General features: G+C 65.6%; 14 protein-coding genes and 1 pseudogene. 7 read left to right on the top strand and 8 right to left on the bottom strand.

Features of this window, described 5'->3' with window-relative positions:
* Nucleotides 1–124 precede the first annotated feature (124 nt).
* Complete coding sequence (locus ACFV0O_RS03795) at nt 125–316, bottom strand: helix-turn-helix domain-containing protein (protein WP_380335896.1); 192 nt, start codon at nt 314–316, stop codon at nt 125–127.
* A 281-nt stretch (nt 317–597) separates the two neighbouring features.
* Between ACFV0O_RS03795 and ACFV0O_RS03790 the strand changes: the two genes are divergently transcribed.
* Complete coding sequence (locus tag ACFV0O_RS03790; RefSeq protein ID WP_380335893.1) at nt 598–1,311, top strand: hypothetical protein; 714 nt, start codon at nt 598–600, stop codon at nt 1,309–1,311.
* A gap of 9 nt (nt 1,312–1,320) precedes the next feature.
* Here the strand turns inward: ACFV0O_RS03790 and ACFV0O_RS03785 are convergent, their stop codons facing one another.
* The gene (locus ACFV0O_RS03785; RefSeq protein WP_380335890.1) at nt 1,321–2,472 is read right to left on the bottom strand and encodes a hypothetical protein; all 1,152 of its coding nucleotides are present in this window, start codon (nt 2,470–2,472) and stop codon (nt 1,321–1,323) included.
* Nucleotides 2,473–3,097: 625 nt separating this feature from the next.
* On the opposite strand from ACFV0O_RS03785, the gene ACFV0O_RS03780 reads away from it, so the two are divergent.
* The gene (locus ACFV0O_RS03780; protein ID WP_380335887.1) at nt 3,098–6,862 is read left to right on the top strand and encodes a hypothetical protein; all 3,765 of its coding nucleotides are present in this window, start codon (nt 3,098–3,100) and stop codon (nt 6,860–6,862) included.
* 310 nt (nt 6,863–7,172) lie between these two features.
* Here ACFV0O_RS03780 and ACFV0O_RS03775 read toward each other — a convergent pair whose 3' ends face one another.
* Both ACFV0O_RS03775 and ACFV0O_RS03770 read right to left on the bottom strand, forming a co-directional pair.
* Nucleotides 7,173–7,490, bottom strand: coding sequence for a hypothetical protein (locus tag ACFV0O_RS03775; RefSeq protein ID WP_380335884.1), 318 nt, complete (start codon nt 7,488–7,490; stop codon nt 7,173–7,175).
* Nucleotides 7,490–7,717, bottom strand: a complete 228-nt coding sequence (locus ACFV0O_RS03770; protein ID WP_380335881.1) for a hypothetical protein — start codon at nt 7,715–7,717, stop codon at nt 7,490–7,492. Before ACFV0O_RS03770 ends, ACFV0O_RS03775 begins: the two co-directional genes overlap by 1 nt.
* On the opposite strand from ACFV0O_RS03770, the gene ACFV0O_RS03765 reads away from it, so the two are divergent.
* From ACFV0O_RS03765 to ACFV0O_RS03755, 3 genes are read left to right on the top strand one after another with little or no spacing between them, the layout of a single operon-like run.
* Nucleotides 7,716–8,021: a transposase gene (locus tag ACFV0O_RS03765; protein WP_380335878.1), complete on the top strand. Its 306-nt coding sequence runs from the start codon at nt 7,716–7,718 to the stop codon at nt 8,019–8,021. The genes ACFV0O_RS03770 and ACFV0O_RS03765 overlap by 2 nt on opposite strands.
* Nucleotides 8,018–8,635: an IS3 family transposase gene (locus tag ACFV0O_RS03760; protein ID WP_380335875.1), complete on the top strand. Its 618-nt coding sequence runs from the start codon at nt 8,018–8,020 to the stop codon at nt 8,633–8,635. Before ACFV0O_RS03765 ends, ACFV0O_RS03760 begins: the two co-directional genes overlap by 4 nt.
* Nucleotides 8,592–8,888 (top strand): integrase core domain-containing protein, encoded by a 297-nt coding sequence (locus tag ACFV0O_RS03755; RefSeq protein WP_380335872.1) that lies wholly within the window; start codon nt 8,592–8,594, stop codon nt 8,886–8,888. Before ACFV0O_RS03760 ends, ACFV0O_RS03755 begins: the two co-directional genes overlap by 44 nt.
* Before the next feature lie 221 nt (nt 8,889–9,109).
* On the opposite strand, the gene ACFV0O_RS03750 is transcribed toward ACFV0O_RS03755, so the two are convergent.
* Both ACFV0O_RS03750 and ACFV0O_RS03745 read right to left on the bottom strand, forming a co-directional pair.
* The gene (locus ACFV0O_RS03750; RefSeq protein ID WP_380335869.1) at nt 9,110–12,781 is read right to left on the bottom strand and encodes a hypothetical protein; all 3,672 of its coding nucleotides are present in this window, start codon (nt 12,779–12,781) and stop codon (nt 9,110–9,112) included.
* A gap of 269 nt (nt 12,782–13,050) precedes the next feature.
* Nucleotides 13,051–13,473: a hypothetical protein gene (locus tag ACFV0O_RS03745; protein WP_380335866.1), complete on the bottom strand. Its 423-nt coding sequence runs from the start codon at nt 13,471–13,473 to the stop codon at nt 13,051–13,053.
* Nucleotides 13,474–13,693: 220 nt separating this feature from the next.
* Between ACFV0O_RS03745 and ACFV0O_RS03740 the strand changes: the two genes are divergently transcribed.
* Nucleotides 13,694–14,110 carry a hypothetical protein gene (locus ACFV0O_RS03740; protein WP_380335863.1) on the top strand — a complete coding sequence of 139 codons (417 nt, stop codon included), beginning with the start codon at nt 13,694–13,696 and terminating at the stop codon, nt 14,108–14,110.
* Between the two features lie 37 nt (nt 14,111–14,147).
* Nucleotides 14,148–14,438: a hypothetical protein gene (locus ACFV0O_RS03735; RefSeq protein ID WP_380335860.1), complete on the top strand. Its 291-nt coding sequence runs from the start codon at nt 14,148–14,150 to the stop codon at nt 14,436–14,438.
* 53 nt (nt 14,439–14,491) lie between these two features.
* Here ACFV0O_RS03735 and ACFV0O_RS03730 read toward each other — a convergent pair whose 3' ends face one another.
* Entirely contained in the window at nt 14,492–14,683 is a 192-nt protein-coding gene (locus tag ACFV0O_RS03730; RefSeq protein ID WP_380335857.1) for a helix-turn-helix domain-containing protein, read from the bottom strand.
* 410 nt (nt 14,684–15,093) lie between these two features.
* Nucleotides 15,094–15,966, bottom strand: a pseudogene (locus ACFV0O_RS03725) (IS701 family transposase); the annotation flags it as partial.
* Nucleotides 15,967–16,087 lie beyond the last annotated feature (121 nt).

The raw sequence follows: 16,087 nt of genomic DNA, 5'->3' as shown, positions 1-16,087 counted from the left end.
CACACTACCCGGCCCGCCCCCCCCGCCCCCCCCCCCCCCCCCCCCCCCCCCGCCCCCCCCGGCCCAACCCGGGGGGCCGCGTTCCCGCCCCCCCCCCCCCCCCCACTTCTTTCTCCGCCCGACATCAACCGCCGGACATCCGCTGCTGCTTCACCCAGGCATTGACCTCGGCGACCTTGAACTGCAGCTTCGCATTGCGCCCGCTCCCGAAGCGGTACGGGACAAGGCCGACCCTGGGCGCCTCGCGATAGACCCACTGAACGGACATGTTGAGGCATTCCGCCGTCTCCTTGACGGTCATGAAAGGCGAAGCCATGGACTCTCCTCTGCGCTGCTTGCCTGGACCTGATGCATCCATTGGGCCAACCCTGCTCCCAGAAGGGCGATTTGGGAGCGCAGAGGTCTCGTGATACGTTGCCGTCGCTATGCAGGCCCGGGCTCCAGTGCCGGGCCTGACGGCCCCGTCTGGTCGACCACGCGCACGGATCCGTAGTCCGAGCGACACGTCACTGTGCGGACTCTCCCTCCACCATTCGGCAGCGCTGGCGCACCACCGCGTGGAGTCGCCGCCCATGAGACGTCTGGCAGGACTTGGCAATGGTCCATTCGTTCATCGCACACACGAGCCCCGGCCGAAGCAAGGTCTTCGCGCTCACCAAGGATCCCCACGATCGCTTGGAGGCGGTCACCTCCCTTGGCGGAGACGATACCCATCTCACCGACGATCTCGTCGGGGCCCTCAACAACCACCTCCGAGACCGCAACGATGCCGCACTCCAAGCTGTGCTGGAGCGCCTTCCCAAGGCCGTGCGGATGGCGACGAAGCAGTTCCTCAAGGCGAGGCCCCTGCCTGAGACCGACGACTTCACCGGCTACGGGCCAATTGAGATCGTCCGCGAGGCCGTCTACTTCAGCCGCATCGACGACGAGCTCGAGGACTATCTCCAAAGCGCCTACATGATCGGGCTGGGCATCCGCATGTCCAACAGCCGCGACAGCAGCGGCGGAGTCGGGTGGGTGATACAGCTGCGCAGTGACGAGGTCTCCGTGCCCGCCAGCGCCGAGCCACGCTCCTGGGCACTGCCTGCCAGCGTCGACCTCCTGGAGACATGGACGAGCAAGCAGCCACATCCCGGCCTCGGGCCCGTTCGCGCTGCACTCGACGTAGCAGGAACTGCCAGCGCTGAGGGCCGCTGGGTCAGGATCCACACACTGCTGCACAGCGACAGCGACGTTGACTTCGAGGGCAGCGGGACCTCGGAGTTCGTGGTCGACATCTTCGACGCACCGATGCCCGACGACGAGGACTAGAAGGTCCTTCTAGGCTAGTTCGATGCACTCCTTGAGCAAGGTGTTCAGCGGAGCCCGAGGCGGCATATCGTCCATGGTGATCAGACTGGGGTGCTTCTCGATGTGGCGGTGGAGCACGTCGTCGGCTTGGGCGCGGAAGTCCTTGAGCTTGGTGACGTACCCCTTATCGGTGCGGCCCCAGGAGTGGTTAGCCACCACCTGCTCGAACTTGGTCGCGCCGAATAGCGGCGGCACGTGGTCGATGATTGCTCGCAGAAGGGTGTGGCAGGAGTAGGCGTTGCCCGCTGCGTAGTTGCTGTTGAGCTCGTGGGCGAGCTGGATGAGCTTGTCCAAGCTCCAGGCTGACGTCTCGGCCTTGGCTTCCAGGCCCTCGATAAGGATGGTCTCGACATAGAGCGGGGGACCGCTTACCGCGATGGCCGGAGCTTCGGCTGGCGAGGCGATGGCTGCGATGTTGCCCGTCACGACTGAACCGATGTGTGTGGCGGTAACCGACCGCGTTTCGGAGGCGACATGCGATGAGGGCTCGCCAACGTGAACCGTGACGATCTCAGGCTCGGGGATCTGCGCGACCACCCGCTTTACGTAGTCCCCGAGGTCCTGGATGTCGCGGTATTTGAGAATCTCGCGACGCAACTGGATCGCCCAGTTCGGCGAGCCCACTTCGACCTGGCGCGAGGAGTGCCACGTAGACGGCTCATGATCGAAGATGCCCGGTAGTGCGGTCAGGTAGTCGTCGCTGATGCCGCCCAGTCGCCGGGACAGCTCACCCGACGTGATGGTCGGCCGGGTGACTGCGTCCGGCGAAGACGGTGTCTCGGTGTAGACGTTCGCCAGCTCGCGCAGCACCAAGAGGAAGCGCCTACCAAAGACCTCTTCAAGCAAAGGCTCATGCAGAGCGGCGGCCACGGTAAGCGCGGGTCGAGCGTCCTCGGCCAGGTAGGCGCGCTCAAACCAGGCAAGCCCGTACGCCGGGCCGTGACCAGGCAACCCAACCCGGGGCAATGAGCGCAGGATCTCGCCAGCGTCGAGGTCACGGCGGTCGAAGTAGTCCTGCACGAAATGCCAGACCGGCCACTGGCCAGTCTCGAGGAAGGGGCCGGCCATGACGTTGAGCAAGGTCTGCTGGTGTTGGTTGAGCGGCGCGAACAGGTCTGCCAAGGCTGATCCCAATCAAGCGGAGCCACACTTTGAGGCCGCATGGTACCGCGAGCAGAACATAGGCCGTAGGGGATTGTTATCTAAGCGGCCTAGATGAAGTCGGGTCGCGCAGGATGGGTTCTGCGACGTCAATGGCTTGGGGAACCTCAACCCTCCCAGTCGTCGTGTACATCGGAGTGTCCCCGGAGTCAGGGCAGCGAGCGAGTGAAGCGTCCGTTTGGCTTCGGCTGAGGTACGCACCCCGTGGCACCCGCTTGAGATGTTGACGGGACACGCACTTCCGGGCTGTCCGAAGACGGCAACGTCCAAGTGGTTCCGCGCAATTGTCGCCCTTGTCCGACTGACCTGCCATGCTTCCTGGGTGGCCAGCAAGCGCAAGAGGCGGGGAACATGGGGTCAGCCCGTGACACGCGGGCGGCAGAGCGAGATGGACAGCGGACCGGCTGGGGCTCTGTGGGCGAGTACTCGTTCAGGAGCACAAGCCGGCCGTGGGTTCCACTACCAGGATGCCGTCGGGGCGTGGTTGTGTGGACGTGTCCTGTCCGGCGCCCTCGTTGTCGATCGCGTCGTTCCGGAAGGTCTGGAAGACCTGTCCTGTGACGGCCCGACCTGCTGGCACGTCCAGGTGAAGTCGCGCCAGGAGAGAGTCGGTGACTTCACCGTTCCCGATGTTTCCGCCCATCTCGTCACCATGGCCAAATCGCACGCGCGGCGTGAAGAGGCTGGGCTAACCGGCCTACCAGTCCTTGTCCTTGAGCGGCCGATTGCTGGTGAGGTGTTCACCGATTGGGGTCGCCCTTTGAGTGATCTCCCAACCGGCCACCCGTTGCTACGGGCGCTCGACGCCAAGGCTGAGCAGGCCGGCCTGAGTAAGGACGAGATCGAGGCATGGTGCGGTGCTGTCAGTATCTACACGCTGCCGTGGCGTGCTGCTGCCGAGGATACGTGCACCGCTGTGTGGCAGCGTTTCGGGGTATTGCCCGCAGCTGCAGAGGCGATCGTCCTGGGTTTGCGGAACGCGGTGGCCGGTTGTGCCGACTCCAATGCGGAAACTCGTTTGGATAGCGCGGTCGGGCTGAGCCGAACGAGCATCGAGCGGATCTCCACGGAGATCATGGAATCCATCGATCCCAGCTCGATGGAGGAAGCGCTGGCTTCGGCCGTCTGCGAACCGGTGGATTTCGACCGGCCACTGCGGTCGGCGGCATTCTATGAAGGAATCGATGTCCAACCCGGTCACATCGCTGCTGGCCTGCCAGCACCTCGGCCGACCCTGACCGGTCATGTCGCGGCGGCGATCGGCCGCGGGGAGAGTGTCCTTGTCTCTGGTCCGTCCGGAGTGGGCAAGTCGACAGTCATGTGGGCGGCGGCTTACACAACGAGACATGTCCTCTGGTATCGGATCAGGCGCCTGCGCAACGAAGACATCTCCGCGCTGGTACGACTGGCCCGCGCCTTGAGGCCCTCCACCCGGTCGCCGGTTGGGTTTGTCGTGGACGGTATCGGGGTCGGTGCAGCCGAGGCATGGGACGTACTTCACCGTGAAATGGCACCGATTCCTGGCGTCATTCTGCTGGGGTCCGTCCGCAGTGAGGACCTGCTGCCCCTTCGAAGCCGTGCCAATTGCACCCAGATTGCGGTGAAACTCGACGAGGACGTTGCGGAGCAGATCCACTCCGGGCTGTCCGCATCCGGCGCCACGACGGCTCTGCACTGGCGGGAGGCGTTCGCAGCATCGGGTGGACTGACTTTGGAGTTCACGCACCTCCTCACACGCGGACGACGGCTGTTGGACGTTCTGACGGAGCAGGTTGACCGGCGGTTGTTTGAAGGGAGGCAGGCGGAGATAGAGATTCTGGCCAGGATCTCTGTAGCTCATCGCTGGGGCGTTGACCTGTCGGTGCGGGAACTCCAGAAGCAACTGGGGATCGGAGATGTGGACCTTCGAGCAGCGCTGTCCCGCCTGGTCGACGAACACCTCGTCCATGAGCAGATGGGCCAGTTGAGCGGACTCCACCAACTGCGCTCGGGCCGATTGGCCGATGCCGTGCACGCAGTGCCGCCACCAATGCTCGACGAGACCGTGATTGCCGTCCTGGGGATACTGTCGGACGCACAGCTCCAACCGTTTGTGGCCGGTGTCCTCTCCGAACGTCCTGACCTGGATTCCGTCGTTCTCGACCAGGTCTGCGTCGAACTCGCGCGCAGGACCGGTGTTGGAGCGACAATCGGCGTCCTACAGGCGCTTCGTTTGGTTGACTTCACGCGCTGTGCCCGCGATTGGGCAAGAATTCTCGACCGGCATCAAGTCTCGCCCGCGCACCGGCGCGTCACGCTGAAGCTCGCTCTGATGGGAGGAGAGCCACTCCCGAACCTGAAACCCGAGATCGCTGCGGCCATGGTCGAGATCGCCGCGACTGGCCAGGTAGGGGTACAGCTGCGTGACACCTTGATGGAGCGAATCGGGACGGACGCCTTGGGCCGTGTCCTCGCGCAATGCGGGAACCAGTCCGAGGTCCTGCGGTTTCTGGCGGTACTCGATGGAACGGATGCAGACTTCACGGGTTGGCCAGCCGAACTCGCCGACTCCCCGTTCGGGCGGCTGCTCGTGGACTCACCGATCCAGTCTCTGGGGGACATTCTTACAGAGGCACGCTCGGTGTCAGCCGCCCTGGCCGAGAACCTGTTGGACCTTGCTGGCGGAGAGGACGTCGTCCTGAGAAAGATCAGGGCCCACTCACCATGGGTCACCGAAGCGTCTGTCCTGGAGCGGGAAGGTAGCCTGGTTGCGTTCGCCCGCCTGTTGCATGTGTCCGATCAGGTCCAGCCTGATGTGGACCAGACGACCAACGAGTTCGGACGGCTCCTACTGCGCTGCTTGCCACGGTGTGAAAGCGTGGATGTCCAGATCCTGCTGCCTGGCGGAGTCCCTCTGACCTTTGGAGACTTCACCACCGGCGTTAGCCAGCTGCAACGCCGTTACGACAGTTCCTCGGCCCGAGTGGCATGGATCCGGGCCCGGACTCTGATCGCCACTACGGCGGCCGGCACTACCGACTGGACAACGCGGACGGCCACCGCGGCCGCTATCGTTCCCACACTGCACAGGTATCTGGCCACCCTCACCCGGATCTGGTGTACAGGCCGCAGCCGGCCGGAGGACATCGCCGACCTGGAAACCATGCAAGCCGCGCTGCGGGACCAGGCCGCCGCGCTAACACTGCCCACCGACAGCGCTGGCGTGTCCGCACTACTCGCTGACGACGCCGTCGAAGACATCTGGCTAGACCGACTGCAACTGCTCGTGGACGGGATCGCGGACAATCTCACACGACGACTCCTCGACCCACAAGAGCATCGGTCACTCGCCTGCTACATCCAAGAGACCTTGAGAGAGACCGCGTTGCGGGTGCGAGACGAGGAACGCTGGTATCTCATTGGCCTGGATCCGCCAGATCTCCTCATCGAACTGTCGGGGATGCTCGCGGACCTCCACGCCGTCCTAGCGGAACTCGTTTGGGGCACCCTCGAACCAAAGGCGATCATTGCCGAGGCGCGATCAGGGCCCTCGGCACAAGCGCTCGCCCGGGCTGCGGTCCTCGCCCGCAGGACCGCCGACGAGCGGGCCCGCGCCGTTCACCTGAAGCTCAAGACTGCCGCCGAGGCCCGCGGGCTCTCGCTTCGGCTCTACACGCAGCCGTTTGCTGACGCCAAGGCGGCGGAATGGCCAGCTGTGCGGATGGCGGTGGGTGTGGAACTCGACGAACTCGCCGAGTGGCCAGCGGCCTTGGAGAACCTGGCTGCGCTGCTCCAATACGACCTCGTCTCCAAAGGCGCCCGTAAGGGGGTCCTCATCGCGCCTATCGTTAAGGGCAGGCTGGTGAGGGCTTTGGCACAACAGCTCCACATCACGCTCTGGCCGGGGTCCGACCTGCTCGACAGCTGGGACACAGGTCTTCCCGCAGTGCACCCGACCCCCCTCACCGACGCCACCATCGCTGGCCATCAGGCTCTCCAGTGCCTCTCTGGCCTGGCCTATCTGATGACCCTGCGGGACCCCGAGCCGCGGCATCAGAGTGCTGTGGACCAAGCCGCGGCGGAGTTCACGCAGGCACTCCGTATCATCACAGAACTCGGGCCTGCAGACTCCGGGATCGGTGAGGTCGTGGATTTCCTCACCTCCCTCGCTCACCGGGTGGCGGGCGAGTTCGCCGCAGCCACCGCCAGGCTGCACCCCGAAATGCAACACCTGGCCATCTCCATCGCCCAGGGCGCGACCGGTAGTCTGACGGTTGATCATCAGGAGCTGGATCGCCTGATGGAGATCACCCTGAATTGGGATCTCTGCGCCGCCCAGACGACGCGGCTCTCGACCTCGGGCGATGGCTGACAGCGTCTCCCTCATGGTGGTCAGTTCTCCGACTATCTTCCTCGGCCAGCCGCCATTTCGCTGGGTCCTTCGAGAAGGAGAAAGTGCCCGGTCTTGGAACGCGCTTCTCCGAAGTGCAAACGGCTTGTGCGCGGTGTCAGCATCCGTATCGCCAACTTGCGTCCGACCAAGGGACGTTCAGCCACCATGCGTCAGTACCTGGAGTGGATTCGGGTTCCCCGGACGTCCACAGTCCGGGTAGCAAACAGTCGGACCGCACGCGACGACCTCGACCACCACCAGGTCCGGACCGGCGGTCACCCGCTCCAGTTCAACGTCGAGCGAGGAACTGCAGGGGCTTGAGCGCCTCCGGCGTTGCCGCACGGTTCGCCTTGTACTCCTGGTCGGAGGCCACCCGCTCGGCGGCGCTGTGCTCGCCGTCGAAGACGACCAGGACCTCGGCCTGTGCGACGTCGACATCGTCGCGGATTGCTGCGCGCAGCAGGGCGAAGAAGGCGAACAGGCCGGTCAGTTCGCGGGTCTTGTCGCGGGAGTGGATCGGTGCGGGGAAGCCGAAGGTGCCGGCCCACAGAAGGTTGAATCCGTCGACGAGCAGCAACGGGGCAGGGGTTGCTGGGGTTTCGGGCATCACGACACCGCCTCCAGGAAGAAGTCAGCGATTCGGCGGGGCTCGAAGTGGGCCGCCTTCCGATACACGGTCTGTGTAGTCGCGGCGGACAGTATGTCATCACCCGCCGGTGCTGTCTTGGCAGGTGTCAGGCTGTCGACGGTCTTGATCTGGGGGGTGGGCTTGATTCGCTTTGACGGACACCCCTGATCAGGGGCTTCGGTCCCGGTAAGGATGATGTCCATCATGGAGAGCACGGGGAAGAAGCCGCGCCCTCGCCGCTCGTTCACGCCGGAGTTCAAGGCCGAGATCATCGAGCTGTGCCGACGCGGCGACCGCTCGGTCGGTCAGGTCGCCAAGGACTTCGACCTGACCGAGACCGCGGTGCGCGACTGGGTGAAGCAGGCCCAGGTCGACGCCGGCGAGCGCGACGGCCTGACCAGCGACGAGCGCGAGGAACTGGCCAGGCTGCGGCGGGAGAACCGCCGCTTGCGCGAGGACGTGGACATCCTCAAGCGTGCGACGGCTTTCTTCGCGACGGAGACCCGGTGACGGTGCACCCGTTCATCGAGGCGGAGAAGCAGGCAGGCCACAACGTCAAACGGGCGTGTGAACTGCTCAAGGTCTCCAGAGCCGCCTTCTACGCCCGCCGAACCGCCACCCCCGGCTCCCGCGCGGTCCGCGACGCTGAGCTGACCGAGAAGATCAGCGAGGTTCACGCGACCTCGCGCGGCACCTATGGAGCTCCGCGCGTGCACGCCGTCCTGCAGCGCGACGGCGACCGGTGCGGCCGGCGAAGGGTCGCACGCCTGATGCGCCAGGCCGGCCTCGAGGGCCGGCACCGAAGACGCCGCCAGCGCACCACGATCCCCGACCCCCGCGCCGCCACCCGGCCGGACCTGGTCCTGCGCGACTTCCAGCCCCACCCGGCGGCCCTCGATGCGCGCTGGTGCGGCGACATCACCTACATCCCCACCGGCGAGGGCTGGCTCTACCCGGCCACCGTCATCGACATCGCCTCCCGTCGCGTCGTCGGCTGGGCCACCGCCGACCACCTGCGGACCGAACTGGTCAGCCGGCGCCCTACGGGCCGCCTGCCACACCCGCCGCCCGACCGGGCCGGTGATCTTCCACTCCGATCGCGGCTGCCAGTACAACAGCCGTGAATTCGCCGACCTGGCAGGCGAGTTCGGAGTTCGACTGTCGGCCGGCCGGACCGGCCAGTGCTGGGACAACGCACTCGCCGAGTCCTTCTTCGCCACCCTCAAACAGGAGCTGCTGGGCGACCGCCCCTGGCCCAGCCGGGCCGCAGCACGGACCGCGATCTTCGAGTGGATCGAAGCCTGGTACAACATACGCAGGTTGCAGCAGCCTTGGCTACCGCAGTCCGCCGAATACGAGACCGTCCTGGCGGCCTGACCACCACACCAACGGTGTCCGTCAAAGCGGAGCAAGCCCAGATCATGAGGCAGATGTACGGGAGCCGGGTTCCCCTGCTCCGCCACCGAATTCTCCTCCAGTGATCACTACACAGCGCTACCGCCGATTACGAGACAGAGCCGTTCATTGGACACACCCGATATCTGCAGTTGGACGAGCTGCGGTTGTGTTTGATGGGACGCTGTTGCGCTGTCGGTGGCTCAGCGTTCGGTTTCGAGGGCGTCGAGTCCGTAGGCGCCGACTTCGACGAGTTGGTCGATGATGTCGAGGCATCGGGTGCGCTGGTCGTGGGTGCCTTGGCGGTAGAGCCGCAGGACGACGGGGACCAAGTGGTAGCCGGCTGCGCCGTGGCGGGTGCGGATGTCGTTCATCGATGTTCCGAGTGTGGCGGTGACTGTTTCGCAGGCGTCGATTGCCCTAGAGGGGAGCGGGCCGGGGTGGTGGTGGAGTCCTGTGAGGAGTTGGCCGTAGTGGTCTGTGAAGGCGGGGCTTGAGGTGAATGCCTGGATCAGGTTGTCGGCCTGGCCCGGCAGGAGGTGGTCGATGTCGCGGAGGGCATGAGATGCCTTCTCGCGTACGGCGCTGTCTGTGTCGTTGAAGAGCACAGGCAGCACCGTGTGGCTGTCTGTGAGGTTGCCCGAGAGTACTTCGGCTGCGCCTTGCCTGGCATGAGGGGAGAGCTCTTGGACGCTGGTGGGAACGTTGCCGAGTTGTGCGCCGCTAAGGGTGGCAACGGCCCATACCCGGCCGGCGCCGGTCGCTGATTCGTCGGTTGCCTGAAGCGCCCGGGCCAACGTCGGGGCGAATCGGGCCGGGTCCTTGTACAGGGCAGCGATCAGCAGGCGCTGCGCCGTGGTGGCGCTGTAGATGGCTTCATTGGCCGCCGCGAAGAGCTGGTCCGCCGCATTCAGGGCCCGAGGCATGTCGCGGGTCATTAGGGCGCGGACCGCGTCTGCTGTACAGCTGCGGACGGCGATGCTGGGGTCGTTGGCCAGTTGCTCTGTGAGGGTAGCCAGCGTTGGCAGGTGTTGGTCGCTGTGGAACAGGAGCGCCGCGACCGCGAGGGCGGTCTGGCCTCGGTTGGAGTTGAGCCCTGCTGTCAGCACTCGGTCAGGTATGTTCGAGTACGCGTCCGAGTGTGGTGCTGAGAGATGGGCGTCCAGATCGCCCGCGCAGCGTTCTAGAACGCTGACGACCTCCGATCCGCAGAGCTCTGGAGCGGTCTCGACGACGCGGCAGATGGCTCGGGTGACGTCCTCGCCTGCGATGGAGCGAGCGTCGACGCACAGTTGTGTCCACTGCACGAGGTCCAGGCGAGGGCCCGCGCTCCGGACGATCGCCTCGATGTAGCAGGCCGGCAACGAAGCGTCGAGAGTCAGCGCGAGACGTGTGAACCGCTCAGGTTCCTGTTGTGCCTGCTCTGCGAGGACCTGAGCCAGTTCGCTTGCCCCGCCCGTCATCCAACGGCGTTGAGTCTCGGGTGATGAGTGCGTGGCAAGAGCGAACCGCCACTGCTGATCGGTCATGAGCCGAGCGTTGGTTGCAGGGATAGGTGAGCCGATGGATTTTGCTCTCATCTCCTCGGGAGGCTGAGGAGACCACCACGGGAACTTGCGCTGCCATTCAGCGAGCCGACGCGAGACGGCAGAATCCCTTCTCGCCTCGGCCACTGCTGAGAGAAGCTCGTACTGCGCGAGCCCCCATTCTTTCCTTCCTTCGACGCTACGCTCCCAGCTGGAGTAGTAGCCCAGAAGGGTTGAAACCAGGTCCGCGAGTGCTTCAGCGCCGCAGCTGACCGTTGCCGTGGCGATGAGTTCGCGTGATGCCCAGCGCGCAGTGCTCAGGTAACCGAGCCGGAGATTCTTCTCATCGGTCAGCAGCCAGGCGATGGCTTCGTCGCTGTTGCCGAGCGCGGTGTGCAGTCGGCAGGCGAGGAAGCGGAGCTCCAGAACGGGCGTGTGCAAGGTCGTCAGCTGCTCGAGAAAAACGCGTGCGCTCGCCGGATCGGAGTCCGCGAGGGATCGCAGGGCTGCGTCCAGGGCCTGGAACAAGGCGGTGTCCACGCTATGGCTGCCGGGGAAGCGCAAGGACCACCGCCCTCCCGATGCGTAGGTCCCGCTTCGTTGGCCTACGCCTGTGGTCGCGACGGCGATGACGAAGTCCAGGACTTGCTCGGCGAAGACCCGGGGAACCTCGTGTGCGGTGGTGGTCAGGACGAACTCGGCACCCTGCGAGTTGGTGGGTAGGAGTCCAACATCGAATGGGTCGCCAGCGCCATCTGCCTCCGCCAGGTGGAGGTGGCGCTGGAAGTAGGCGCCGATCAATCGTGCGGTGGCTTCAGGAGCGGTGCTGGCCAGGGGGTAGAGAAGGGACCAGAAGTCGCTGTTCACCGCGACGGTTGGCTGGACCTCGTCTAGGAGACCCCGAGCGATGGCCTCTACCGCGAAGTCGGCCAACTCGGGGGTGAGTGACCAGTGGACCAGAGACGCGAGGTACCGGTCCCACTCAGGGGAGACGCCGAGGTAGGGGCGCAGCAACTCCACGGCGCGCTGGGGTCGCTGCCGTGCCGCGGCGAGAAGAACCGGTTGGATGAGGCTGCGCCGAGGTTCTGCCCTGAGCCAGCCTTCCCAGCGGCCGTCCTGGTCAGAAGCATCGAACCACTGAGGCGCTGACAAGAACCACCGGACTCTGTTCGCCATGGGCGTTGAGTCCCAGGCGAGCAACTCCAATACTTCCCAGTCTTCTTCCCGAGCGTCCATCTGCTGCAGGACTGTGAGAACGACATCCCGCAGGTGAGAACGTACGTTTTGTGAGGTCAGGAGTTGGACGACCACGCGATGGAAGTGCCGGCGGTCGTCAACCAGCAGGTATTCGAGGAGCTGCCGTGTCTGAGCTCTCCGGAAGAGGTGCTGCCCGGACTCGGCGAGGAAGCCATGGACGTTGCCGCCGGAGGCCACGAAGGCCCTTGCGAAGAGGAAATCGAAGTAGGTCTCGTGGAAAAACCCGATCCGGTCAAGTCCTGAACGGACCAGGACACCGGCCGATTCCAGGGCACCCACATGAGACTGGGCATAATCTTCCACGGACCCGATGGGAGCGGTTAGCGTCTCGTTCTGGCTCATCCAGCCCACGAGGGAGCCGGTGATACCTTTCCAAACACCAGGGCCGAGCTGCTCCTCGATCGAAGAACGTTGCTCTTCGGTGTAGCGCACGTACAGCTCCTGCAAGCTGCGATATGGCGCGGTCCTTGCGGCCTGGGACAGCCTGCTGAAGACCGAAAAGTGAAGTGGTGTTCTCAGCAGTTCAAGCGTGACCGTCCCCAAATGCCCTGCGGTGATCCCGACCATTGCCAGGGTGTCCTGTACTGCTGCCTCACTCAGCTCATGCACGGGGAAGCGCTCTACTCGGCTCCGTTGAGCGACGAGACCAGACAGCCGGGGGTCCTGGTCGATGTCGATGGTGCGGGCTGCCAGGAGCACCTTCACGTTCGGGGCCGTGGACAGTTCGCTGAGCATCTCGTCGACGGCCTCGTATGCGTCGGGCATGCGGCCGCTGTAGGTACTCACGGCGTCCAACTGGTCCACCACTAGGACGGCCAGCCTGCCATCGGAGACGCTCATGAGCATCTGGGCGGGGGAGAGCATCGGGCCGACATGCTGTGCACCCAAGGCCGCAGCAGTCTGCGTCTCTGCTCTGACACTGTCCATCGACAGTGCGACAGCGATCCACCCGCGGCTGGTCAGCTCCGAGAGGATGTCTGCGACCACGGCGGACTTGCCCAGGCCCGCTCCACCCTCACACACCACGACCTGGGGGCTCTCCGGGTCCAAGAGCCGGGCCAGGAGGTTCTCGGTATCAGGTCGTGAAGCCATGCCGAATACAGGTTGTGTGCTCTGGGCTCGCCGGACGAACCGTTCTACCGTCCTCCTTAGCGCATCGAGTGCTCCCGCAGGATCTATGCCTGGAGCCAGAGAGATTGTTGGGGAACCGTCGCCAAGCGAGATGCTCAGGGCACCGCCTACGCCGCTGATCTGGTAGAGGTCCCCGCCCACTGTTGTGTTGCTGACCTGCTGCGATGCCGGTTGAGCGGCGGGCTGTCCAGTAAATCTGAGTCGTGCCGCCAACCGGCGGAGCTGCGCGATCACGGCTCTTGCTCGATGTGCACGTCACCGCCGGTGTCCGATACCTGTTCCACATGGCCGCCGACGAAGCTCCCGCCCACAGCCTGCCCGCTTTCTGGAGCTCCTGCTACCGTCGGCGAGAGGGACGTCGAGGACGGGGCGGAAGGTGCTCCCCGGCGTTGGATGCGTACGCTGCCTTGAGTGCCGGATATCTGGGTGATGCCTCCGCCCACTGACGCGTTCTGCACCGACTGGCCAGGCGTCGTCTCTCGGGTGTGACCGAGCCACCCCATGACGAAGCTGGCGATGCTGAGGAGCAACCCGAGCACACTGGCCAGCTTGTCTGCCTTATCCAGGCCGACTGCGGCAAAGTAGCACACCAGGCCTCCGGCGATCGCGACCCCGGCGCCGATTCCGATCCACTTCTGAGTACGTCCAGACACTTGGACATCATCTCGCGCTTGGCCCCGTGGTGTAGATCGGGGGTCTGTAAAGGCGGTTGTGGGCATGATGTGCGTGATGTCAACGAGCTTGTGAGTATGGTGTTTTGGGGGCTGTCTGTCCTCGTCGTCGCGGGGGTGACGGACGAGGAAGAGGTCATCCGGGTGTCGGCGCGGACGCGCGACGATCCGGTGCCGTGCCCGGTGTGCTCTGGCCGAGGCGGTGAGCAGCAACGGCTGGGCCTTGGTGCTGGTTGACGCGCCGCGGGGTGATCCGCTGCTTGTGGTGGCTGACGTGCTGGGACGCCGGCAGTTGCACCGGCGGGGGGATCGGCTGGGTGTGATCGGTTCGATCACCGCAAGTGATGACCCTCGGCTGCGGGAGATCTCTCTGGCCTGGCGCGATCACGTCGATGAGTACCAGGCGGTCGGGCTGCGGGATCTGGGCTGTCACACCGATGGTGCGTTTGTCGACGGGCCCGGCGTGGCCCCGTCGGCTCTTCTGATCCTGCACTGTGCGCGGCCGGCCACGGTCGGAAGCGCGAACCTGCTGGTGGACGGCAGCACCCTGTTCGATCTCGGCCGAGCAGCAGCAGGACGACACGGTGGCAGCACGGTTGGCGGACGGACGGCGCGTTGAGCGACCGTGGAGGAGCTGGCCCGCTTGGTGGGCGCCGTTGACCCGGGCGCTCACCAGCAGCATCGACGGCTACCTGCTTCGCCACCCGCTGGACGTCGCGAAACCCGTCCTACTACCTGCAGAACCAGTGGGACGGATCGGCATGACGCTCTACGGCCTGCGGCACTTCTTCGCCTCGAGCTGCCTCAGTCACAACATCCCGATCACCGACGTGGCCGAGTGGATGGGGCACAGGAGCATCGACGTGACGTTCAAGATCTACTGGCACCTGATGCCCGGCTCCATCGGGCATGCCGCCATGGTCCTCGACCTCGGGCTCGCGGCCTGAAACGCTAGGGGCCCTGTCCGCTGCCGGACAGGGTCCACGCCTGCTCACCAGACTCAGCCGCCGGATATCCGCTGCTGCTTCACCCAGGCCTGGACCTCGGTGACCTTGAACTGCAGCTTGGCATTCTGCCCGCGCCCGAACTGGTACGGGACGAGGCCGACCTTCGATGCCTCGCGGTAGACCCACTGGACGGACATGTTCAGGTGCTCTGCGGTCTGCTTGACGGTCATGAACTGTGTGGACACGGACTCTCCTCAGGGCTGGCGGGTTGCCGCAGGTGTCCAAAGTTGCTTCCGTAGTGGCGGTTTGGGGGTGCCGTGCTCTCGTGGTAGGTGGCCGCCGCCATGCAGGTCCGGGCTCCAGTGCCGGGTCTGACAGCGCCGGTTGGTCGACCATGCGCTCGGATTCGTAGTCCGAGCGACACGTGGCTGCGCGGATTCTCCCTATCCCTGGTGGCGCTAGTACTGCAACGGTGCTTACCGTGACGAGGCTTCAGCTCTTGGGCTGTGGCCTCGTCTCTTGTAGTGGCTGGTCCGGGCTTGATGCTGGCGTCGGCGGCGCCATCGGGACCAGTGCAGGATGTGGTCGATGCCGCGGCGGACGGGCCGGGTGAGATGCGTGATCAGCCGGCGGATCTCGGGGACGGTGAGGGGGATCAGATCTGGCGTTCGAGCTGGTCCAGCCCCTTTTCGAGCTGCTGGGCTCGCACGACGGTCAGGTAGGCGTGGGCGGCCATGGAGAGGGTGATGTGCCGGTACCACCCCGGGTAGCGGCGAACCTGGTAGTCGTCCAGGCCGCACTGGCCCTTGGCGGTCTGGAAGCACTCCTCGATGGCCCATCGGGCGCCCGCGACGGCGATCAGCTCGTTCAGTGTGGCGTCGGCGGGTGCGTAGGCGATGTAGTAGGCGATCTTTGTGGGGTCGGCGATGCTGCGGCGGGCCAGGACCCAGTGCCTGCGGTCGGGTCGGTGCCACGGTCGGACCTCGACGCGGGCCCAGTCGTAGATCCGCAGACCATGGGCGCCCTCGCCGCAGGACCGGCGCTTCCACTTCTGCCGGGGCAGATCGGCGACCAGGTCGTGCAGCGGGTGATCCAGGGCCTGCCAGGTGACGACGGTGTCGTGCCGGGTGGTGGCCACCACGTGGAAGACGTCGGCCTGCTCCAACTCGAAGCGCCAGCCCTTGCTGTAGCCATAGCCCGCGTCCGCGGTCACCCAGCGGAACGGGATCCCGTCGTCGATCGCACGGCGGACCATCGCCCTCGCGAGCTGGACCTTGGTGGCGAACTCGACCTCGTCACCGATCCCCGCGTCCCGGCAGCGCACGCGGTCGTCCGTCCACGACTTCGGCAGGTAGAGCGCCCGGTCGATCAAGGTCCGGCCCAGCCTGCCGGAGTAGGCGAGGAAGACCCCGACCTGGCAGTTCTCGGTGCGGCCGGCGGTACCCGAGTACTGCCGCTGGACGCCGGCCGACCGCACGCCCTTCTTCAGGAAGCCGGTGTCGTCCACGATCAGGACGCCGCCCGGGTCGGCCAGGTGGGGGGGGGGGGGCGGGGGGGGGGGGGGCGGGCCGCCCCCCCCCCCGCCCCGCCCGGCGCGCGCGGCCCCCCCGCCGGCTGCCACAGACCCGACGCCGGGGCGCGCCGCCCCC

The organism is Kitasatospora sp. NPDC059577 (assembly GCF_042735475.1).
GTDB lineage: Bacteria > Actinomycetota > Actinomycetes > Streptomycetales > Streptomycetaceae > Kitasatospora.
This window is presented reverse-complemented; position numbering and strand designations above follow the sequence as displayed.

Coding starts and splice junctions, on each gene's coding strand:
- ACFV0O_RS03795 (WP_380335896.1), bottom strand. CDS start 316: ATGGCTTCGCCTTTCATGACCGTCAAGGAGACGGCGGAATGCCTCAAC.
- ACFV0O_RS03790 (WP_380335893.1), top strand. CDS start 598: ATGGTCCATTCGTTCATCGCACACACGAGCCCCGGCCGAAGCAAGGTC.
- ACFV0O_RS03775 (WP_380335884.1), bottom strand. CDS start 7,490: ATGCCCGAAACCCCAGCAACCCCTGCCCCGTTGCTGCTCGTCGACGGA.
- ACFV0O_RS03765 (WP_380335878.1), top strand. CDS start 7,716: ATGGAGAGCACGGGGAAGAAGCCGCGCCCTCGCCGCTCGTTCACGCCG.
- ACFV0O_RS03770 (WP_380335881.1), bottom strand. CDS start 7,717: ATGATGGACATCATCCTTACCGGGACCGAAGCCCCTGATCAGGGGTGT.
- ACFV0O_RS03750 (WP_380335869.1), bottom strand. CDS start 12,781: ATGGCTTCACGACCTGATACCGAGAACCTCCTGGCCCGGCTCTTGGAC.